The sequence below is a fragment of the Brevundimonas sp. genome, from assembly GCF_036400995.1.
Classification (GTDB): domain Bacteria; phylum Pseudomonadota; class Alphaproteobacteria; order Caulobacterales; family Caulobacteraceae; genus Brevundimonas.
This window is the reverse complement of the sequence record NZ_DASWWG010000028.1, coordinates 1-20,802: the sequence shown is the minus strand read 5'-3', so window position 1 is coordinate 20,802 and position 20,802 is coordinate 1. Positions and strand designations below refer to the sequence as shown.

General features: G+C 69.2%; 20 protein-coding genes and 1 pseudogene. 12 read left to right on the top strand and 9 right to left on the bottom strand.

Annotation, left to right across the window (positions count from 1 at the left end):
* Positions 1-41 precede the first annotated feature (41 nt).
* The 3 genes from VGE03_RS03850 to VGE03_RS03840 all read left to right on the top strand — a co-directional run bounded on the left by VGE03_RS03850 (position 42) and on the right by VGE03_RS03840 (position 2,631).
* Complete coding sequence (locus VGE03_RS03850) at positions 42-755, top strand: CPBP family intramembrane glutamic endopeptidase, BDIM_20840 family (protein WP_331045149.1); 714 nt, start codon at positions 42-44, stop codon at positions 753-755.
* A 76-nt stretch (positions 756-831) separates the two neighbouring features.
* Complete coding sequence (locus tag VGE03_RS03845) at positions 832-1,623, top strand: hypothetical protein (protein WP_331045148.1); 792 nt, start codon at positions 832-834, stop codon at positions 1,621-1,623.
* A 240-nt stretch (positions 1,624-1,863) separates the two neighbouring features.
* Positions 1,864-2,631, top strand: a complete 768-nt coding sequence (locus VGE03_RS03840) for an SPFH domain-containing protein (protein ID WP_331045147.1) — start codon at positions 1,864-1,866, stop codon at positions 2,629-2,631.
* On the opposite strand, the gene VGE03_RS03835 is transcribed toward VGE03_RS03840, so the two are convergent.
* Positions 2,595-3,515, bottom strand: a complete 921-nt coding sequence (locus tag VGE03_RS03835; RefSeq protein WP_331045146.1) for an Hsp33 family molecular chaperone — start codon at positions 3,513-3,515, stop codon at positions 2,595-2,597. The genes VGE03_RS03840 and VGE03_RS03835 overlap by 37 nt on opposite strands.
* Before the next feature lie 147 nt (positions 3,516-3,662).
* Between VGE03_RS03835 and VGE03_RS03830 the strand changes: the two genes are divergently transcribed.
* The 6 genes and pseudogenes from VGE03_RS03830 (at position 3,663) to VGE03_RS03805 (ending at position 12,483) form a co-directional block, all read left to right on the top strand.
* Entirely contained in the window at positions 3,663-5,045 is a 1,383-nt protein-coding gene (locus VGE03_RS03830) for an SDR family oxidoreductase (protein ID WP_331045145.1), read from the top strand.
* Between the two features lie 422 nt (positions 5,046-5,467).
* Positions 5,468-5,992 (top strand): annotated as a pseudogene (locus VGE03_RS03825) (HAD family hydrolase); the annotation flags it as partial.
* A gap of 120 nt (positions 5,993-6,112) precedes the next feature.
* Complete coding sequence (serA, locus tag VGE03_RS03820) at positions 6,113-7,357, top strand: phosphoglycerate dehydrogenase (RefSeq protein WP_331045158.1); 1,245 nt, start codon at positions 6,113-6,115, stop codon at positions 7,355-7,357.
* Positions 7,358-7,458: 101 nt separating this feature from the next.
* Positions 7,459-9,276 (top strand): autotransporter domain-containing protein, encoded by a 1,818-nt coding sequence (locus tag VGE03_RS03815; protein ID WP_331045144.1) that lies wholly within the window; start codon positions 7,459-7,461, stop codon positions 9,274-9,276.
* Positions 9,277-9,505: 229 nt separating this feature from the next.
* Positions 9,506-10,123, top strand: a complete 618-nt coding sequence (locus VGE03_RS03810) for a M23 family metallopeptidase (protein ID WP_331045143.1) — start codon at positions 9,506-9,508, stop codon at positions 10,121-10,123.
* A gap of 74 nt (positions 10,124-10,197) precedes the next feature.
* Positions 10,198-12,483: a response regulator gene (locus tag VGE03_RS03805; RefSeq protein WP_331045142.1), complete on the top strand. Its 2,286-nt coding sequence runs from the start codon at positions 10,198-10,200 to the stop codon at positions 12,481-12,483.
* 29 nt (positions 12,484-12,512) lie between these two features.
* Here the strand turns inward: VGE03_RS03805 and VGE03_RS03800 are convergent, their stop codons facing one another.
* Both VGE03_RS03800 and aceA read right to left on the bottom strand, forming a co-directional pair.
* Complete coding sequence (locus VGE03_RS03800; RefSeq protein WP_331045141.1) at positions 12,513-12,722, bottom strand: hypothetical protein; 210 nt, start codon at positions 12,720-12,722, stop codon at positions 12,513-12,515.
* Between the two features lie 14 nt (positions 12,723-12,736).
* Positions 12,737-14,017, bottom strand: a complete 1,281-nt coding sequence (gene aceA, locus VGE03_RS03795) for an isocitrate lyase (RefSeq protein ID WP_331045140.1) — start codon at positions 14,015-14,017, stop codon at positions 12,737-12,739.
* 154 nt (positions 14,018-14,171) lie between these two features.
* On the opposite strand from aceA, the gene VGE03_RS03790 reads away from it, so the two are divergent.
* Positions 14,172-15,602 carry a helix-turn-helix domain-containing protein gene (locus tag VGE03_RS03790; RefSeq protein WP_331045139.1) on the top strand — a complete coding sequence of 477 codons (1,431 nt, stop codon included), beginning with the start codon at positions 14,172-14,174 and terminating at the stop codon, positions 15,600-15,602.
* A 21-nt stretch (positions 15,603-15,623) separates the two neighbouring features.
* Here the strand turns inward: VGE03_RS03790 and VGE03_RS03785 are convergent, their stop codons facing one another.
* Entirely contained in the window at positions 15,624-16,613 is a 990-nt protein-coding gene (locus VGE03_RS03785; protein ID WP_331045138.1) for a WYL domain-containing protein, read from the bottom strand.
* An 89-nt stretch (positions 16,614-16,702) separates the two neighbouring features.
* Between VGE03_RS03785 and VGE03_RS03780 the strand changes: the two genes are divergently transcribed.
* Entirely contained in the window at positions 16,703-16,927 is a 225-nt protein-coding gene (locus VGE03_RS03780) for a hypothetical protein (RefSeq protein WP_331045137.1), read from the top strand.
* Positions 16,927-17,079, top strand: coding sequence for a hypothetical protein (locus tag VGE03_RS03775; RefSeq protein WP_331045136.1), 153 nt, complete (start codon positions 16,927-16,929; stop codon positions 17,077-17,079). The genes VGE03_RS03780 and VGE03_RS03775 overlap by 1 nt, the downstream gene beginning before the upstream one ends.
* Here VGE03_RS03775 and VGE03_RS03770 read toward each other — a convergent pair.
* The 5 genes from VGE03_RS03770 to VGE03_RS03750 all read right to left on the bottom strand — a co-directional run.
* Entirely contained in the window at positions 17,076-18,161 is a 1,086-nt protein-coding gene (locus VGE03_RS03770; RefSeq protein ID WP_331045135.1) for an acyltransferase, read from the bottom strand. The two genes, VGE03_RS03775 and VGE03_RS03770, sit on opposite strands and share 4 nt — an antisense overlap.
* A 65-nt stretch (positions 18,162-18,226) precedes the next feature.
* On the bottom strand, positions 18,227-18,646 hold the full coding sequence (locus tag VGE03_RS03765) for a DUF1801 domain-containing protein (protein WP_331045134.1): 420 nt from the start codon (positions 18,644-18,646) through the stop codon (positions 18,227-18,229).
* Positions 18,647-18,681: 35 nt separating this feature from the next.
* The gene (locus VGE03_RS03760) at positions 18,682-19,110 is read right to left on the bottom strand and encodes a hypothetical protein (protein ID WP_331045133.1); all 429 of its coding nucleotides are present in this window, start codon (positions 19,108-19,110) and stop codon (positions 18,682-18,684) included.
* 148 nt (positions 19,111-19,258) lie between these two features.
* Positions 19,259-20,047, bottom strand: coding sequence for a hypothetical protein (locus tag VGE03_RS03755; protein ID WP_331045132.1), 789 nt, complete (start codon positions 20,045-20,047; stop codon positions 19,259-19,261).
* A partial coding sequence (locus tag VGE03_RS03750; RefSeq protein ID WP_331045131.1) for an NAD(P)(+) transhydrogenase (Re/Si-specific) subunit beta occupies positions 20,044-20,802 on the bottom strand: 759 nt, incomplete at its 5' end. The genes VGE03_RS03750 and VGE03_RS03755, both read right to left, overlap by 4 nt.

Genomic DNA, 20,802 nt, shown 5'->3' with positions numbered 1-20,802 from the left:
CCTGTCGCCGCCCCTCCCCGTGACACACGGAGGAGAGCGACATGCCCGATGCGATCATGGCCCTGGCGGGATGGATCGGCGCGACCGCCGCGGCGGGTCTGGTCGCCGCCGTCGCCCTGCGCGGCCGGGTGAAATGGCTGTGGCTGTTCGGCGCCTTGGCCCTGATGGCCGCCTATGACGCCCTGCTGACCCGGGGCTACGGTCACATCCCGATCCAGTTCTGGCCGTCGGACTGGAACTGGGAGGGCAAGGCGATGGCCCTGGCCCTGTCGCTGACCGTCGCCCTGTTGCTCGGCGCGCGCCGCTGCGGCCTGACGCTGAAGCAGGACCGCAAGGGTCTGAAGGGCGCCCTGATCCTCAGCGGCCTGCTGGTCGCTCTCTTCCTCGGCCTGGCCCTGTATTTCCCCACGCCGCCGCTGAACGCCGATGAACTGGCCTTCCAGCTGACCATGCCGGGTCTGGACGAGGAGCTGTTCTATCGCGGGGTCCTGCTGCTGATGCTCAACGAGGCCTTCGCCCGGCCGCTGCGCGTCCTCGGCGCGCCGATGGGCTGGGGCGCCCTGATCAGCTCCATCGCCTTCGGTCTGGCCCATGCGCTCGGCTACAGCGACGGCGGCTTCACCTTCGACGCCATGACCATGGCCCTCACCGGCGGCCCGGCCCTGTTGCTGGTCTGGGTGCGCGAGAAGACCGGCAGCCTGCTGTTGCCCGTCCTGCTGCACAACTTCGCCAACACCGTCTTCCTGATCGTCTGACCGGTCACAGCCTCGCCATATTGCCGCCGGAGCGTGTACAGGCGTCAGGTCACTGACGCAGCAACCGGGGGATTCCATGATCTCGCTGCTCGCCGCCGCCAGCCTGCTGACGGCCCAGCCCTATTGCGCGCCGATCAACGGCGTGGACGCCCTTCTGGCGCGCCCCGAGCGCATCATCGTCCTGGGGGAAGTCCACGGCACGGCCGAAACCCCCGAGGCCTTCCTCGCCATGGTCTGCGAGGCGGCAAAACAGGGGCCGGTCACCGTCGGGCTGGAGATGCCGGAGACGGATCGCCCCCTGCTCGACATGGTCATGTCGGCCCCGGACGAGGCGACGGCGGCCCGCTTCCTCCGCGCCGGTGATTTCGGCGATCCGCGCCGGGATGACGGCCGGCACAGCCTGGCGATGTTCGACATGATCCTCGGCTTCTGGCGGCTGAAGGCCGCGGGCCTCGATGTCGCCCTTCACCCCTTCGCCGGACGCATGTCCGTCATCCGGGGGCGCGACCAGGCGTGGTGGGAGCTCGAAATGGCCTATGGCATCAGCCGGGCGCTGGTGGATCGTCCCGACGCTCGCCTGATGGTCCTCGTCGGCAATCTGCACGCGCGCAAGACCGTCTACGACCGCTGGTCGGAGGTCGGCCTGCCCGCCGCCGGTCACCTCTATCCCGCCGACACCCTGACCCTGCGCACCACCCAGCAGGGCGGCCAGAGCTGGAACTGTCAGGAGGAGTGCGGCGCCCACGACGGCATGGCGATCGACGACCCCGACGCGCGCGGGATCATCCTCGGCTCCATGGACGACGGGGCCTATGACGGGGTTCTGGCCGTGGGTCCCACCACCGCCTCGCCCCCCGCCGGGCAGTAGGACTGGACCTGCCATCGGCGCCCGCATAGCGTGGCTTTGCGGTTCGATTCCGCGCTTGATGTGATCCCCGGCGCGACGTCCCCTCGGGGGCGCGGTCAGCCGACAAAGGGGCAGCATCTCCTTTGGTTGAAAGCAAAAGGAAGCCCGGCGTCGGCCGAAAGGCAGTCGTGGAGGAGGCTCTGCGGGTCACACGCCCCCGCCTCCGCCTCGAGACGCCGGGACTTCTGACAGGAGTTCGATATGGAATTCGTCGGGATCGCCGTGCTCGTCATCATCGCCGCACTGGCGGTGAAGCTGTCCATGCACACCTTCCTGATCGCTCCGTGGGAGCACGGCGCCCTCTACCGCGACGGCGGTTTCGAGCGCCTGCTGCCGCCCGGAAAGCACCATGTCTTCGGTTCTGGTCGCGGCCTTTACGTCCACCGCATCTCCACCGCCCCCCAGTATGTGCAGATCGGGCCGGTCGAGGTCGTCACCGCCGATCGCCAGCCGATCCGCCTGTCCGCCACCGTCGTCTATGAGGTGACCGACATCCTCGCCTCGCTCAGCCAGCCGCTGGCCGAGCCGGTCCGCCTGTCGGTCAGCCAGACCCTGACCGCCTTCGCCGCCCGCCACACGCTGGATGAACTTCTCGCCCGCACGACCGCAGACGGCGAACCGCTGCGCGCGGAACCGGAAGCCGTGGCCGGGCCCGCGCGGATCACCGATCTGGTTCTGGCCGGGGTGGTCATGCCGCCGGAGCTGCGCCGCGCCGTCACCGAGGTCGAACGGGCCCGTCTGGAAGGTCAGGCGACGCTGGAACGCGCCCGGGGCGAGCATGCGGCCCTGCGCTCGCTGGCCAACGCCGCGCGCCTGCTCAAGGACAATCCCGATCTGATGAACCTGCGGGTGCTGCAGGCGGTTGGAACCGCCGGTAAGGGCGCGACGCTGGTGATCGGCGACGGCGCGCTGGCGCGGTCGCCGATCGGCGGTCAGCCCGCCGTCACCTCTTCAGGCTCCAGCTCATAGACCGTCGCGCAGTATTCGCAGGTCACGCGGATCTTGCCGTCGTCCTCGATCATCGCGGCGCGCTCGGCCGGATCGAACGAGGCCAGAACGCCGCTGATCCGGTCCTTCGAGCACCGGCACTGGGCCTGCAGGGCCTTGGCGCCCTCCAGCCGCACCCCGTCCTCGTGGAACAGGCGGAACAGCAGGGTCTCGGGCGAGATGGTCGGGTCGATCAGTTCGTCGTCCGCCAGGGTCTGGAACAGCGCCCGCGTGCGATCCCACACGTCCTCGGTCGAGCCGCGCGTCTCGTCGCCGGCGATCAGCTGGATCAGCGCCCCGCCCGCGCGCCATTGCGAGCCCGCGGCGGTCTCCACCGAGCCGACGGCCAGACGCACCTTGGTCGGGATCTGCTCCGACTGCTGGAAATAGTGCTCGGCGGCCAGCGACAGGCTCTCGCCCTCGATCGGGGTGATGCCCTGGGTCCGCTCGAAGTCCGGACCGCGGTCCAGCGTCATCACGAACACGCCATCGCCCAGCAGGGTCTTTGCGCCCGGGCGCGAGAAGCCCTGCGACGCCGCCGCGACCTCGTCCGGATCGAACCGGCAATAGCCGCGCAGATGCCCGTCGGTGCCGTAGTCGGCCACGACGTAGCGCACCGGACCATTGCCCTGCGCCTGCACCAGCAGGCGGCCCTCGAACTTCAGGCTCGACCCGATCAGGGCCGCCAGCGCGCAGGCCTCGCCCAGCAGCGCCGCCACCGGCTCCGGATAAGCGTGGGCCGACAGGATGGTGTCGATGGTCTCGCCCAGTCGCACCAGACGGCCACGCACGGGCCAGCCCTCGATCTGGAAGGCGGCGGCCAGGTCGTCAGAAGGCGTGGAAGGGGTATGCGCGTGATCGGTCACGGCGATCCTCGGTCAGGAAATACGAAGGCGGCTAGATAGGGGTCCGAAGCGGCGATGATAAGGCCCCCTCGCCTGTCCGGCGTCAGGGGATATAGTCCCCGGTGAACATCCCTCGGTGATTTCATGTCCAGAGCGCATCTTAAGCCGTTGAACAAGCAGACGATCGTCGTCACCGGCGCGACGTCGGGAATCGGTCTGGCGGTGGCCCGGCGGGCGGCGAAGGCCGGAGCCTGCGTCTTCCTGATCGCGCGCGGCGAAAAGGATCTGGCCGCCCTGTGCGAGGAGCTTCAGGCCACCGGCGCCCGCGTCGCCTGGTCGGTCGCCGACGTCGCCGACCCGGACGCCCTGGCCGAGGCCGCCGACAAATGCCGCCGCCTGTTCGGCGGCTTCGACACCTGGATCAACAACGCGGGTGTCTCGATCTTCGGCCCGATCCGCGAGACCACGCTGGAGGACCAGCGCCGGCTGTTCGAGACGAACTACTGGGGCGTGGTGAACGGCTCCATCCTCGCCGCCGAACGCCTGCGCGAGCGGCCGTGGGGCGGCGCCATCATCAACGTCGGCTCCATCCTGTCCGACGCCCCCATGCCGGTGCAGGGCGTCTATTCGGCGTCCAAGCACGCGGTGAAGGGCTTCACCAACGCCCTTCGCATGGAGCTGATGCGCGACGATGCGCCGGTCAGCCTGTCGCTGGTCAAGCCTGCCGCCCTGGACACCCCCTACAGCCGCCACGCCCGTAACCTCACCGGCTACGCCGTCCACAACCCACAGCCGGTCTATTCGACCCGGGTGGCGGCGGACACCATCCTGTACTGCGCGACCCATCCCATCCGGGAAATCACCGTCGGCGGCGGGGGGCGGCTGATCGCCTCGCTCTACAACGCCCTGCCCGGCGTCGCGGAACCTCTTCTCGCCCGGTTCGCTCCCTCTCTGATGCGGGACAGGCGTTCCGCTTGGACGCCGGACGACGACGGGCTCTATGACCCGTCCGACGACGGCCTCGATGAAGAGGTTCATTATCCGATGGTTCGCCAGTTCTCCGCCCTTGCCGAAGTCCGCAAACATCCCGGCATCGCCGCCGGGGCCGTGGCGGTGCTGGCCGGGGTTGGTCTCGCCACCCTGCTGCTGAACCAGCGTACCGGCCCGACGCGCTTCGAAACCCTGCGCAGCCGGTTCAGCCCGCGCGACCGCATTCACGTCGACGGCCTGCGCAGCCGCATTGACGACTTCACCGAAACCCTCCGCCATGGCCTCAGCGAGGCGGGCGCCCGCGCCCAGGACTTCAGCGACGACGCGCGTGATCGCGGCGGCCGTTGGTGGAACAAGACGCAGAAATCCTCGCGCAAGGCCCTGAAAAAGCACGGCAAGACGGCCCGTCGCTATGCCGAGGACGCGGGTGATTACGCCCGCACCCACGCCAAGGAAGGCGGCGCCCTTCTGGCCCTGGCCACCATCGCCGCCGCCGTCGGCGCCGCCGCGCTGGACGCCCGCCGCCCCGACAGCCGCCTGCGGAGCATCGGGCGGTTCTAGATCCGATCACCTCTCCATTCGCCCTCAAGCGAATGGAGAGGACAGACCGGCGCGTCAGCGGCGGTCAGGTGAGGGCGGCTCGGTGGTGGCCGGAGAGGTCTCAAACACCGGTGTCGGCGGGCCGATGTCAAAACGCCTGCGCCGCCCCCTCCTGATCGCTGCGCGATCTGTCCTCCCCATCGCCTTGAAGTGGGCGATGGAGAGTTGAGTGTTCACCGTCACTGTCCTCGCGCCCCATACGACCAATCCCGACGCACCTGCCTGCTACGATGTTCGCCGGTCGCTCCCTCGGGGCGGCCGGCGTTTCGCATCTGCGGGCTGCGGAACAGACTCATCAGACGCTTCAGACTCATCAGACCTGTTTTTCGCGAACCCACTGACTGTCCGTTGCTGCAACTGCGAAGGTGGGCCAAGGTCACGGAATGGCTGACGCGACCTATGTTTTCGACTTCGATTCGACCCTCGTCCGGATCGAGACTCTTGAGGCGCTGGCGGATATCGCCCTCGAGGGGTCGCCCGACGCCGCCGCCGTCCGGGCAGAGATCGCCCGCCTGACCGATCAGGCCATGGCCGGGGAACTGGGCTTCGGCGAGGCCCTGCGTCGTCGTCTGGCCCTGCTGCCCCTGACCCACGCCCACGTTCAGGCCCTGGCCGACCGCATCCTCGACGAGGGCACACCCTCGGTCCGCAAGAACCTCGCCTTCTTCAAGGCCAACGCCGCCCGCATCGTCATCCTGTCCGGCGGCTTCCGCGAGATCATCGCCCCCATCGCCGAGCGCCTCGGCGTCGCGCCGGACCGGGTGCTGTGCAACGACCTGACCTATGACGCCGACGGTCGCGTCACCGGCGTCGATGGCGCCAATCCGCTGTCCGAAGCCGGAGGAAAGCCTCAGGTTATCAAGGCCCTGAACCTGCCTTCTCCCATCGTGATGGTGGGCGACGGCTGGAATGACGCCGAGGTGAAACTGGCGGGCGCCGCCGACCGCTTCTACGCCTTCACCGAGATCGTGCGTCGCCCCACCGTGGTCGAGGCCGCCGACGCCGAGACCGCGTCCATCGACGAACTGCTGCACGCCGAGGGCGAGACCGGCCGCTGGTCCTATCCGCGCAGCCGCATGCGCATCCTGCTGCTGGAGAACATCCATCCCGCCGCCGTCCAGCGACTGGAGGACGCGGGCTACACCGTCGAGACCGCCAAGGGCGCCCTCGGCGAGGACGAGCTGATCGAGCGGATCCGGGGCGTCCATGTGCTGGGCATCCGCTCCAAGACCATGGTCACCGAGCGGGTGCTGCAGGCCGCCGACCGCCTGATGGCCGTCGCGGCGTTCTGCATCGGCACCAACCAGATCGACCTGCCCGCCGCCTCGGACCACGGCGTCGCCGTCTTCAACGCCCCCTACTCCAACACCCGTTCGGTCGTGGAGCTGGCCATCGGCGTGATGATCAGCCTGATGCGCGACGTCTCCGACAAGTCCGCCGCCATGCACCGGGGCGAGTGGAACAAGTCGGCCACCGGCTCGCGCGAACTGCGCGGCAAGACCCTCGGCATCGTCGGCTACGGCGCCATCGGCAGCCAGCTGTCGGTGCTGGCCGAGAACCTGGGCATGCGGGTCATCTTCCATGACCTGACCGAGCGGCTGGCGCTGGGCAACGCGCGCCGCATGCCGTCGCTCGACGCCCTGCTGGCCGAAAGTGACGTGGTCACCCTCCACGTCGATGGCCGGTCGGACAATGCGAACATCATCGGCGCCGCCGAACTCGGCCGGATGAAGGAGGGCGCCCTCTTCCTCAACCTGTCCCGCGGCCACATCGTCGACGTCGGCGCCCTGGCCCAGGCGCTGGGCTCGGGCCGCATCGGCGGGGCGGCCGTGGACGTCTTCCCGGACGAACCCGCCACCAACGCCGATCCGTTCGACAGCCCCCTGCGCGGCCTGAGGAACGTCATCCTGACCCCCCACATCGGCGGCTCCACCGAAGAGGCGCAGGAAGCCATCGGGGAGTTCGCGGCCGACCGCCTGCTGGCCTACCTGAACCGCGGCGACACCACCTTCTGCGTCAACCTGCCGAACGTGCAACTGGCCGAGGTCTCGGGCGCCCACCGCATCCTGCACATCCACCGCAATCAGCCCGGCGTTCTGGCCGACCTGAACCGCACCATCGCCGGCGCCGGCCTGAACATCCTCGGCCAGCATCTGAAGACCGACGAACGCACCGGCTACGTCATCACCGACGTCGACCGGAACTATGATCCGGAGGCGGTTCAAACCCTGCGAGGTGTGGCCGGGACGCTTCGTTTCCGCATGCTCTACTGAATACGGAGGAAAAGCTTACCTCGGGGCATCTTGCTTACGCGCAAAACGAGCGCAGAGTGCCGTTCAACGACCGCGATTTGACGGTCGAGGGAGGATCATCAATGTCTCGTTTCCTGCGTAACGCGGCCGCCGCCGCGTTGGCGGTCGCCGCCATGGGCGCCGTGGCCTCCACGGCCAACGCCCAGTCCTACAACCGCCTCGTCGTCTTCGGTGACAGCCTCAGCGACAACGGCAACCTGTACGCCATCTCCGGCCAGCCGACCTCGCCGCCCTACTACATGGGCCGCTTCTCCAACGGGCCGGTGTTCACCGAACTGCTCGGCTTCACCGTCGGCCGCTACACCGCCGGCGCCCCGGTGACCGGCAGCGTCAACTACGCCTTCGGCGGCGCCCGGACCGACATGTCCGCCTCCCCGCCCGGCATGCGCGCCCAGCTGGCCGCCTACACCGGCGCCGGCGGCACCTTCGGCCGGAACGATCTGGTCAGCGTCCTGGGCGGCGCCAACAACATCTTCCAGGGCATTCCCGCCGCCGCCGTGACGACCAACCCGGCCGGCGCCATCGCCCCCGTGGCCCAGTCCGCCGCGGCTGACATCAACTTCATCGTCAACGACATCGCCGGTCGCGGCGCGGGCACCATTCTGGTGACCAACCTGCCCCGCCTCGGCATCACGCCCCAGTTCAACCAGGGCGCCGGCGCCGCCGCCTCGCCCCTGGCCGACTACGCGGGCCAGACCTTCAACAGCGCCCTGCTGTCGAACCTGATGGTCACCGCCGCCGCGCGGCCCGACACCAACATCATCCTGATGGATCTCTACAAGATCAGTGATCCGCTGGCGGCCAATCCCGCCCGCTTCGGCCTGACCAACGCCCGCGACGCCTGCTTCAACGGCGTCTCGGTCTGCGCCAATCCGGACAGCTACCTGTACTGGGACGGCGTCCACCCGACGGCCGCCGGTCACCGCCTGATCTCGCGTCTGGCGGTCGATTACCTCTACTACGGCGACATCGGCTCGCAATCGACGGTGCAGGCCGAGACGGCCTTCCGCCAGCGCGAGGACCTGCTGGACCTCTCGACCGAGACCTTCGCCGGTCGCGCGACCTGGGAGCCGGGCACCCACATGACCTTCGGCGCCCTCGCCGACAGCGTCACCAGCGATGCCCGGGGCGCCGTCGCCGAGGCCGAAGCCACTGGCTGGGGCGGTCGCGTCGCACTGGACCACGTGATGTCCGAAAGCCTGCGCTTCGGTCTGGCCGGGACCTTCCGCACCGCCGATGTCGAGGCCGGTCCGATGGCCTTCGATGTCGAGACCTACGCCTTCGACGCCTGGGTCGGCTGGCGCTCGGGCAACCTGTTCCTCGGCGCCGCGGCCGGTGGCTCGGTCGATAACTACGACGAGATCACCCGCATGACCGCCCTCGCCCCGATCGTCCACACGGGCGAAACCAGCGGCGGCAGCCTCGGCGTCCGCGTCCAGGGCGGCCTGTGGTTCGACATGGGCGGCATCGCCCTGTCCCCGCGCGCCGCGATCAGCTGGGGCTCGACCAACGTCAACGGCTATGACGAGCAGGGCTTCGCGGCCCAGTACGCCTATGAAGACCGCACCGTCCAGGCGGGCGCGGCCGAGATCGGCCTGCGCGCCGAGGGCGGCGGTGAAGGCCTCGGCTTCTACATCGAGGGCGGCTATCGCGACGGCTTCGGCGACAGCAGCGATCCGGTCGCCGTCGGCATCCTGGGCAACCCGGCCCAGGTGCTGGAGCGCGAGATCGAGGATCCGTTCGGCGGCTCCTTCCTCGCCTCGGCCGGCGTCGAGGCGGAGCTGGGCATGGGCAAGGTGACCTTCGGCTACCGCGGCCGCTTCGGCGATCACGCGGACAGCCACGTCGGAGCCCTGACTTGGAGCGTCGCTCTGGAGTAGTCGCCCGCACGATGAAGGCTCGGATGGGGCGCGGGAATTTCCCGCGCCCCTTTTCGTTGCCCGACTGCGACGACCTGTCGCCCCCGGGCGCCCCAAAGTCGCCGCCGCCGCCCCCTATCTGCCTGTCTTCACCGAGGCGCGGAGCCCCGGCTGCGCTGCGGATGTGGCGCGCCGCCGCGCCATCTGTTCCCCGCTCTCCCCCGAGCTGAAGACGGAGCCGACGCCGCCCATGCGACGCCTGTTGCCGACCGCCCGGTCGTTTCTGATCCATTCCGGCCAGGCCGCCGCCCTCGGCGCCGTGGCTGTCCTCGCCATGGCCGCCGCGCCGCTGGCCCCCGCCCATGATCCGGAGCCGGTCGACGGCTTCGCCGTGCCCGAAGCCCCGCCGGTGACCGCCGTCGCCGCGCCCGCCGGTCCGATCACCCGACTGATCACCTTCGCCGAGCCCGTGCGGGGCTATGCCGTCAACTCGGCCTTCGGCATGCGCCGCCTGCCCGGCAGCGCGGCGCGCCACCATGACGGCGTCGACATCGCCGCCCCGACCGGCACCGGCGTCATCGTCGCCGCCGAGGGCCGCGTCCTGCGCACCGGCTATGACGCGGGCGGCTACGGTCGCTTCATCGAGGTCCGCCACCCCAACGGCATGAGCACCCTGTACGGCCACCTCAGCCGGATCGACGTCGCCAGCGGCGACGCCCTCGTCGCTGGCCAGCGCATCGGTCTTGTCGGCTCGACGGGCCGTTCGACGGGTCCGCACCTGCATTTCGAGGTCCGCCGCGGCGACCGTCAGATCAACCCGGTCCGCGTGATGGGCGAAGCCTTCCCGGTCGTGGTCGCGGACGCCTGATCCGGCGCGAATTCAGGATACGCCCACGCTTTCTTCACCCCTTGCGCGGATAATCGCCGGCGAAGGGGGGCCTCTTGGACCGTATTCTCTACTGCATCGCGTTCCAGCACGACTGGCGGTGGACCCTCGCCGCCGGCCTCATCTGCATTTTCGGCGTTGGAACCGTCTACCAGCTGCTGGGCCGCGCCCGCAGCGCAGTCGGGCCGCGACGGCGCAACCTCGCCCTGCTGGCCGCCCTGACCGGCGGCCTCTCGGTCTTCTCGACCCATTACCTGGCGATGCAGGGCTATGACGCGGGCGGCGAGGTCCGGTACGCGGTCTGGGCCACCATCAGCAGCTTCTTCATGGCCTTCGCCAGCATCGGTCTGGCCTGCCTGGCCACCCTCGCCCGCAACGGTCCGATCGCCCGCGCCATCGGCGCTGCACTGGCCGTCTCCGGCGTGGCCGCCATGCATTTCCTCGGTGTCGCCGCCCTTGAACTTCCGGGCCTGATCGTCTGGCAGGGTGAGCTGGTCGCCGCCGCCGTGATCGGCGCCATCGCCCTGGCGTCGGCCAGCGCCGCCTTCCTGTACGGCCGCGCCTCCTGGCGTCGCTTCGCCGCCGGCGGATGCGGCGCCCTGTCGGTCGTCGTCCTGCATTTCGGCGCCATGGCCGCGATGAGCCTTGAACCCCGCCTGGGAACCGAGGTCGCGCCCTGGACCCTGTCGGCCGGCGTCATGACCGTCGTCCTCATCGCCATGGTGGCCGGGATCGCGGCGCTCGCCGGTCTGGCGATCTGGATGTGGTGGATGTCCCGCGCCAGCGCCCTGAGCCAGCTGCGTCAGGCCATCGAGGCCATGCCGGACGGCCTTGCCTTCTACGACGGCGAGGACCGGCTGGTCCTGTGGAACACCCGCTACGCCGAGGTGAACCCGGAGCTGTCGACCAACCTCCAGCGCGGAATGACCTTCCGCGAGATCGTGCAGATCGGTCTCGACGAGGGCCTGTACTCCGACGCCAAGGGCCGCGAGGCCGAGTGGCTGGAGGAGCGGATGAACACCCGCGCCGTCCGCGCCACCACGATGGAGCAGCGCATCGCGGGCGACCGCTGGCTGCGCGTCTCGGACCGCCGCACCGTCGCCGGCGGCACGGTGACCATCTGCACGGACATCACCGAACTGAAGCGCGACGCCCGCGCCCTCGCCGAAGCCCGCGACGCGGCGCAGGCGGCCAACAGCGCCAAGAGCCAGTTCCTGGCCAATATGAGCCACGAGATCCGCACGCCCCTGAACGGCGTGATCGGGGTCGCGCAGGCGCTGGCCAACACCGACCTTTCGGCCCAGCAGGCCGAGATGCTGGAGCTGATCCAGTCCTCCAGCCGCACCCTGCAGGTTCTGTTGAGCGACATCCTGGATCTCGCCCGCGTCGAGTCCGGCCGACTGGAGCTGACCGAGGAAGCCTTCGATCTGGGCCGCGCCGTCCGCGAAGCCGCCCAGTTGTACGAAACCTCGGCCCGCGAGAAGGGGCTGCAGTTCTTCGTCGAGATCACGCCCGACGTGGACCGCTGGATCGCCGGCGACGTCGTGCGCCTGAAGCAGATCCTGACCAACCTCGTCTCGAACTCGGTCAAATTCACCGCCCAGGGCTTCGTCTGCCTGACCGCCATGACCGGCCCTGTCCGCAACGGGCAGCCGACCCTGCGGTTTGCGGTCGAGGACACCGGCATCGGCTTCGACAGCGACACCCGAAACCGGCTGTTCAGCCGCTTCGAGCAGGCCGACGGCGGCATCACCCGCAAGTTCGGCGGCTCGGGCCTGGGCCTGTCCATCTCGCGCCAGCTGGCCGAAATGATGGGCGGCGAACTGGACTGCGAGAGCGAGCCCGGCGGCGGCTCCTCCTTCATGCTGACCATTCCGCTGCGCTTCGCGGAGGCTCCGGCCGCGCCGGTGGCCGAGGATTCGGCCCTGGCCGCCGGCGATGATCGCCGCCTGCGCGTGCTGCTCGCCGACGACCACCCGGTGAACCGCAAGGTGGTCGAGATGATCCTGGCCCAGGCCGAGATCGACCTGACCTCGGTCGAGGACGGCGCCCAGGCGCTGAACGCGGTTCGCGACGGCGACTACGACCTCATCCTGATGGATATGCAGATGCCGGTCATGGACGGCCTGACCGCCACCCGGGAAATCCGTCTGCACGAAACGGCCATGGGGCTGCCGCGCACGCCGGTCGTGATGCTGACCGCCAACGCCCTGCCCGAGCATATCGCTTCGGCCGAGGCCGCTGGCGCCGATCGCCATCTGGCCAAGCCCTTCGATGCGGGCGAACTGCTGGAGCTGGTGATCTCCCTGCCCCGCGCCGCGCAAGCCGCGATCGCCGCCTGATCACAGACGGCGATCGCTTCGCCTTCAGCTTACTCGTAGCCGTGGGCCGCCTCGTTGATGACCTGCGAGGGCATCTCGGAGAAGTCGACGCTCACCGGCTGGGCGATTTTCGCCCGGAAGGTCTTGAGCACGTGCTCGAGGCGACGCCGGACCTCACGCTCGGCCTCGGTCTGGGTGTCCAGATTCAGCGGGGCCAGGCAGAAGTCGATGATGGCCGTCGGATTGTTCAGCGGTTGCATGGTCACTCTCCTTCTTATTCAGCCGCGACGAACTGCGCGGTCTCGGTGGAGTCCTTCAGGGCGGTGGTCGACGACTGGCCGTTCGAGATGACGGTCGCGACCTGGTCGAAGTAGCCCGTGCCGACCTCGCGCTGGTGGCGGGTGGCGGTGTAGCCGCGGGCCTCGTTGGCGAACTCGCGCTGCTGCAGCTCGGAGTAGGCCGCCATGCCGCGGTCGCGGTAGCCGTCGGCCAGCTCGAACATGCCGTTGTTCAGGCTGTGGAAGCCGGCCAGCGTCACGAACTGGAACTTGTAGCCCATGGCCCCCAGCTCGCGCTGGAACTTGGCGATGGTCGCGTCGTCCAGCTTGGCCTTCCAGTTGAAGGACGGCGAGCAGTTGTAGGCCATCAGCTTGCCGGGGTGCTCCTTCTGGATCGCCTCGGCGAACTTGCGGGCGTCGTCGAGGTCCGGGTGCGAGGTCTCCCACCACAGGACGTCGGCGATCTTGGCGTAGCTCAGGCCGCGCGCGATGCAGTGCTCCAGACCGGTCCCCTCCTTCAGGCGGAAGAAGCCTTCCGGCGTGCGGTTCTCGCGATCGATGAAGGGCTGGTCGCGCTCGTCGATATCCGAGGTGATCAGCTGGGCGCTTTCGGCGTCGGTGCGGGCGACCGTGATGGTCGGGGTGCCCATGACGTCGGCGGCCAGGCGGGCGGCGATCAGGTTGCGCTCATGCGCCTGGGTCGGGATCAGCACCTTGCCGCCCAGGTGGCCGCACTTCTTCTCGGACGCCAGCTGGTCCTCGAAGTGAACGCCCGAGGCGCCGGCCTCGATGAAGGCCTTCATGATCTCGAAGCTGTTCAGAGGTCCCCCGAACCCGGCCTCGGCGTCGGCGACGATCGGCACGAACCAGTCACGCTTGGCGCCGCCTTCGGCGTGCTCGATCTGGTCGGCGCGTTGCAGGGTGCGGTTGATGCGGCGGCACAGTTCCGGCGCGGCGTTGGCCGGGTACAGCGACTGGTCCGGGTACATGGCGCCGGCGGTGTTGGCGTCGGCGGCGACCTGCCAGCCCGACAGATAGATGGCCTTCAGGCCCGCGCGGACCATCTGCATGGCCTGATTGCCGGTGACGGCGCCCAGGGCGTTGATGAAGGGCTCGGTATGCAGAAGCTCCCACAGGCGGTTCGCGCCCCGCTCGGCCAGCGTATGGGTGATTGACACCGAGCCGCGCAGACGCAGGACGTCTTCCGGGGTGTACGGACGCTCGATGCCGTCGAAGCGGCCTTTGGGCGAGGGAACCAGATCGGCGAAGGTGGTCATGGCGGGTCTCTGTCCTGTGGGCCGTCGATGCGCGGCGGGTCACAGGAGGGAAACACGGCACAGTCACAAACAACACAGATTAAGACGGACATATCGCGTCATTGAGTCACGATATGACACTTGCTGTTAAGTCACTTTATGACATCGTGCGGCCATGGACACCGCCGACCGCAAACTGTTCCTCGGCGGCCGCCTGAAGCGGCTGCGCCGGGATCTGGGCCTGACCCAGACGGCCATGGCCGGTGATCTGGGCGTGTCCCCCAGCTATCTGAACCATATCGAGCGCAACCAGCGCCCCGTCTCGGCCCAGCTGCTGCTGCGTCTGGCCGAGACCTATGACGTGGACCTGCGGGCGCTGGGTCAATCCGGCGGTCCGGCGTCGGAAGCCACCCTGTCGGAGGCCTTCGCCGACCCGGTCTTCCAGGGCCTATCGGTGCCCCGGCACGAGATCGTCCAGCTGGCCGAGGACCAGCCCGCGGTCGCCGACGCCGTCCTGCGCCTGTACCGCGCCTTCAGCGACCGCCGCGCCCGGGAACGGGCCGAGGCCGATATCGCGGGCGGCGGCGGCGACGAGACGCCCGCTGACCGCGTCCGCGACTTCGTGCAGGCCCGCCAGAACCATTTCCCCGAACTGGACGCCCTCGGCGAGCGACTGGCTGCGGAACTGGACGCCGACACGCCGGGCGAGACCTTCGAGACGCGCGCCCGCGCCCGCCTGCAGGCCCGGCACGGCCTGACCGTGCGCACCCTGCCCGACGACGTGATGGTCGAGTGGACCCGCCGCTACGACCCGCACCGCAAGCGGCTGCACCTGTCCGAGACCTTGGGCCCCTCCTCCCGCGCCTTCGCCGTCGCCTTCCAGCTGGCCCTGGCCGAGCATGACGCCGAACTGACCGCCCTCACCGCCTCGGCGGACATGCCGGACGACGCCACGCGGCGGGTGCTGAAGGTCGCCCTGACCAACACCCTGGCCGCCGCCATCCTGATGCCCTACGGCGCCTTCCACGCGGCGGCCGAGGCCAACGGCTACGACCTGACCCGGCTGGAGGCCCGGTTCGGGGTCAGCTTCGAACAGGCGGCGCACCGGCTGACCACCCTGTCTCGCCCGACGGCCCGGGGCGTGCCCTTCTTCCTGATGCGGGTCGATCAGGCGGGGAACATCTCCAAGCGGTTCGCCTCGGGCGCCTTCCCCTTCTCGCGCTTCGGCGGCGCCTGCCCGCGCTGGCGGCTGCACAGCGCCTTCCGCACCCCCGGCCGGATCGTCACCCAGATCATCGAGACGCCGGACGGCGGCCGCTGGTTCACCCTCGCCCGCACGGTCGAGCGTCAGGGCCGCGACGCCTTCACCGAGGGGCATGACCTCGCCATCGGGCTGGGCTGCGAGCTGAAGCATGCGCGCCGCCTGATCCACGCCCGCGGCCTCGATCTGGCCGCGCCGGAGGTGACCCCCATCGGCCCGGCCTGCCGTCTGTGCCACCGCCACCCCTGCGCCGAACGCGCCGCCCCGCCCGTGGACCGCGCCCCGGCGGTGGACGACTGGTCAAAATCCGTCAGCCCCTGGCCGTTCGTGCAGGAGTCGGGCTGACCGTCAAATCGGCTTCAGCTGTCAGGCTTGCGACCGCTCAAGGGCGCGGGAAGCCGCGGCCAGTTCCCCCGCCATCACAGCCTTCAGCCTCAGCGGGGCGACGATCTCTACCTGCTCGCCCCAGCTGAACAGGTGCCAGGCCAGTTCGCGCATGCCCGAGGCGCGGAAACGGACGATCACGCCCCCGTCCGGCTGGTCCTCAAGGGTCTGGGTGGGGTGCCAGCGCCAGCCGCGCGCCTCGTCGGCGCCCGCGGGGGTGATCTTCAGCACCACATCCTCGATGGCGTCCTGATAGATGCCGAAGGACTGGCCAGCGAAGACCTGCAGGTCGAAATCGGCGGGCGGCACGGCCACGCCCGGCTCGGCCTTCACCGCGCTCATCCGGTCCAGACGGAAGGTCTTGATCGCGCCGGTCTCCCGATCCGCGGCGACCAGATAGTTGGCCCGGCCGAACATCAGGCCGCAGGGGGTCATCACCCGCCGGCGCGCCTCCGTGCCCGGACGGCTGTAGATGAAGCCCAGCGGCTGACCGGCCAGCACGGCCTGCCGGACCTCGGCCAGGATGACCTCGTCCGCCGTGGCGCGCGGCCCGGCCTGCACCGCCAGGGTCTCGGCCCGCACCAGCGCCTCCAGGTCCGGCGCCAGCCGGTTCAGGGTGGTCGAGCGGACGGCCGACTTCAGCTTGCGCTCCAGCCCCTCCAGCGCCTCGGCCCGGGCCGGTTCGCCGGTCGCGCGCAGCCCCTGCGCCGCCCGGGTCAGCTCGACCAGCTCTTCCGCCGTCGGGGCCTGCTCGAAGGCCGACAGACCTCCGCGGATGCGCCAGCGCTTGTACGGCGGGTCCGAGACCTCCTCGGTCTGCGGGAACAGGGCGACCACCGCGTCACGCACCCGCTCGGCCGTGCGTCGCACGCCGCCGGTCTCCTGCATGATCTCTTCCATGGTCACGCCTTCGGCGCTGGCGGCCATCCGCCGCGCCAGCTCCAGAACCATGGCCGCCTTGTCAAATCTCATGGGCGGACCAGAGCATACGACCAAAAATGACGCAACGCTGTTTTAGACATCAATCCATCGACAGCGACCCCGCTTCACGGAGTTCACAGATGGCCCGCTCTTTCGCCCCCGCCGCCCACGTCGCCGCCAACCGCTACCTGATCGTCCCGTGCGAGGCCGAAGGCGGCCTGGCGGTCATCTGGGACCGTCTGGAGGAACAGGTGATCGACGTCATCGACGCCCGCCAGTCGGCCCGCTACGCCGAGGAAGACGCGCTGTGGGATGAGGCCCGCCCGCTGTTCGACCCGGCCGCCGACTTCCGGATGGCCGCCTGATGGCCGCCCTGCTCTCGCTTCTGGTCGCCGCGGTTCTGGCCGCCTGGTGCAGCGCCTGGCTGCTGCAGATCGCGCTGGGTTTGGCCAATACGGCCATCGCCGTGGCCAATCTGGTTCTGGGCCGGACCACCCCGGCGCGCGCCCTGCGCTAGGCGGCCTTCGGCTTGGTCCAGCGATCGATCATCCGCTGGGCCGGAGCCTCGACGAACCGGTGCGCCAGGATCGCCAGCGCCACGATCAGGCCGAACAGGGCGACACCGAACAGGTCGTTCAGCCAGACCGAGCCGAAATCGATCCGCCGGGCGGGCATCCAGTCCAGCTTCCGCGCGATGATGATGGTCACCACCAGCACGAACATGTGCACCATGTAGATGGCGAAGGACCACCGGCCGAGGGTCACCAGCGGCTTCGTGTCCAACAGGCGCGACAGGGCGCCGTCCTCGCCCGCGAAGACCCAGACCGAGGCGACGAACAGCAGGGTCACCAGCACGGTCACCGGTCCGGTCGCATAGCCGATGAAGGCGCAGACGCCGACCACCGTGCCGATCTCCAGCGCCGTCGCCGCATGCCCCTTCAGACGCGGGATCTGCGTCCAGACGCCCTGCAGCAGGCTGCCGAGGAAGAAGCCGTAGACCGCGCGCGGGAAGGCGAAGTCGTAGGTGGTGTTCATGTACCGCTTCGCCTGCGTCAGGACGATCACCGCCCCGATCACCGCCAGCACCGCCCCGATCCAGCGCCACATCTTCGGCGTCGCCAGCAACAGCAGGGCGAAGACCATATAGCAGCCGACCTCGACGCTCAGGGTCCAGGAGGGCCCGTTCCAGGTCAGGGACGGATGAATGTTGTAGGCCTGGATAAGGAACAGGTTGGAGAAGATCGCCTCCACCGACCGGTCGCGCGTGAACGGCGTCACGCTGTCGAAATGGGTCCACAGCCTGACCAGCTCCAGCCCGATATAGGCGAGCAACATCAGCACGTGCAGCGGCCAGACCCGCCCCAGACGGCGCACCATGAACCGGCCCGCGTCCTTCGGCGTCTTAAGCCGCTGCGCATAGGCGTGGGCGATGACGAAGCCGGACAGGACGAAGAAGTAGTCGACGAACAGATAGCTGTGCTGGATCAGGCCCCAGTCCCGCCAGTGGCTGGCCACCGGCATGTGGAACATGACCACCAGAATGGCGCAGACCCCGCGCAGGGAATCCAGCGCCTCGAAGCGACGGTGAGCGGAATTCACGGGGGCGGCTGTCGGATTCACGGCGGCGTGATAGCGCCGCCCGGGGACGCGCGATAGAGGGCTTGTCAGCAGCCCGCCGTGGCGGGGTTTCCGGTCCGCATCCGCTCGACCGATCGCTCGACCAGTTCGCGCAGGACCGCGGAATCGAGGTCGTCCAGCCGGTTCACATAAAGGCAGCCGACGCTCAGCTTGTGCTTGCCCAGCCGCGCCAGCAGGTCCTCCGCCCCGTCAAAGTCGCGCGAGACGTAGAGCACCAGATTGGCCTTGCGCGGCGAGAAGCCGATGATCGGCCAGTCGCCGGTCGGACCGCGATAGCTGCCGTAGCCGATGATGGACGGTCCCCACATCACCGCAGGCTCGCCCGAGACCTCGGTCATCAGGGCGTTGACCACCTCCGCATCGGCCCGGCGTCGCGGGTTCTCCACCGCGGCGATGAAGTCCGGAACGGACGCGTCGGTGGGCCGGGTCTTGGGTTCAGCGGCCATGATCGTCCCTCCTCCACAACCGGTTCAGCCGCAGACTAGCGCTCCGGGACCAGCCGCCAAGCGCCGTTTTCAAACAGGATGACCGCCGACCCGCGAAGGCCGCCCGCCCCCTCGCCCCAGATTTCGTAGCGCACGCCGGCGGAAAGCGGCCGGGGCGGCGCCGCCGTGACGAGGCCCTGGACCGGCTGGCCATAGGCCAGACGCCGCAGGTTCGTGCACCCGCCCTCAGGGTTGGTCAGCCGCCAGGTCGCTTGCTCGTCCGGCACGGCCCGCGCCCAGACCCCGGGCGCCGCCGCCACCATGTGGACCTGCTGCAGACAAACGGCCCCGCCGCGGATCAGCCCGTCGTTCCGCCGCATCTCCAGGACCGGTCGCTCAAGCGGACCCGACACCTCGAGATCGAACGGCGACGGACTGCAGCCGGACAGGAGAAGAAGCGCCGCGAGCGCAGGAATCCATTTCATAAGCTCAGCCTGCTCGTCCGCCGGGATCGCGCGAAGTGATCGTTCCTGACATCGACATCAGAACGTCCGGCCGCGCGGTTCGGCGACCAAAGAGACGAAGCGGATATAGGTCTTGTCGGGAACGCCCATCAGCCAACCTCCGGGAACGCTACAGATACTTGCGCCGGAAATCGGCCTGGCTGATGCCCAACAGGCGCAGGGCCGTGTTGAAGTCCTCCAACGGGAGCTGATCCCTGAGCGCCAGGACGCAGTTCACCGTCGGCCCCTCCTCCGGAATCACACGCGGCGTCCCGGCCAGGGCCGAGCGGTCCAGGGCGTCCACCGCCCGGATCCAGGTCTCCAGACTGTCCAGCCGCCCCGGAACATCAGCCCTGCGCAGGTTGAACGTCGGGCTGTAGGGGAAGGTCACCGAATAGTTCAGGCTGGCGCGCGCCCGTCCCCTGTTCTCCGAATTCAGCCTGCAGCCGACCTCCACGCTTTCGGCCTCATGGAAACCGTAGAGCTCCTCCCACCGGCCCTGCCCGTCGAAGCCCGAGACCTTCAGACCGTCCCGATAGACACGCAGGTCGTGCGGCACGGAGACACCCGCTACGGCGATGGCCAGCACCAGCAGCACCAGTCCCGGCCAGCGCACCAGCCGCCACCACCGTCCCGGTTCGCGGAACAGCATCATGATCCCCAGCACCACAGCGGTGAGCAGGCTGATGAAGAACAGGGCCCCGTAGGCCGTCGTCTGCAACCCGGGCTCCCACAGGACGACCGCGGGATCGCCCGGGCCGATCTTGCCGCGAAGGGCGAGCGTCAGCATCGGCAGGATCAACGGCGCCGGAAGGAGCAGCCCGAAAACGAGGATCGCCGCCCGCAGGCGGCGACCGAGGTTGTCGAGAACCTTCAGGGCCTTGTTGACCTCGCGCGGAGGTTCAGGCGACCAGCTCACAGCGCCTTCACGATCCCCTCGACCATCTTCTTGGCGTCGGCGAACAGCATCATGGTGTTGTCTCGGAAGAACAGCTCGTTCTCGACCCCGGCGTAGCCCGAGCCCATCGAGCGCTTCACGAACAGCACCGTGCCGGCCTTCTCCACGTCCAGCACCGGCATGCCGTAGATCGGGCTCTGCGGGTCGGTCTTGGCGGCGGGGTTGGTGACGTCGTTGGCGCCGATGACGAAGGCGACGTCGCAGCTGGCGAACTCGGAGTTGATGTCCTCCAGCTCGAACACCTCGTCATAGGGCACGTTGGCCTCGGCCAGCAGCACGTTCATGTGGCCGGGCATGCGGCCGGCGACGGGGTGGATGGCGTATTTCACCTCCACCCCCTCCTCCTTCAGTTTGTCGGCCATCTCGCGCAGCGCGTGCTGGGCCTGGGCCACCGCCATGCCGTAGCCGGGGACGATGATGACCTTGGACGCGTTCTTCATGATGAAGGCGGCGTCCTCGGCCGAGCCCTGCTTGACCGGCCGCGTCTCCGCCGCGCCGCCGGCCGCGCCCGAGGTTTCGCCGCCGAAGCCGCCGAGAATGACCGAGATGAAGCTGCGGTTCATCCCCTTGCACATGATGTAGCTGAGGATGGCGCCCGAGCTGCCCACCAGGGCCCCGGTGATGATCAGGGCGATGTTCTCCAGGGTGAAGCCCAGCGCCGCCGCGGCCCAGCCGGAGTAGGAGTTCAGCATCGACACCACCACCGGCATGTCGGC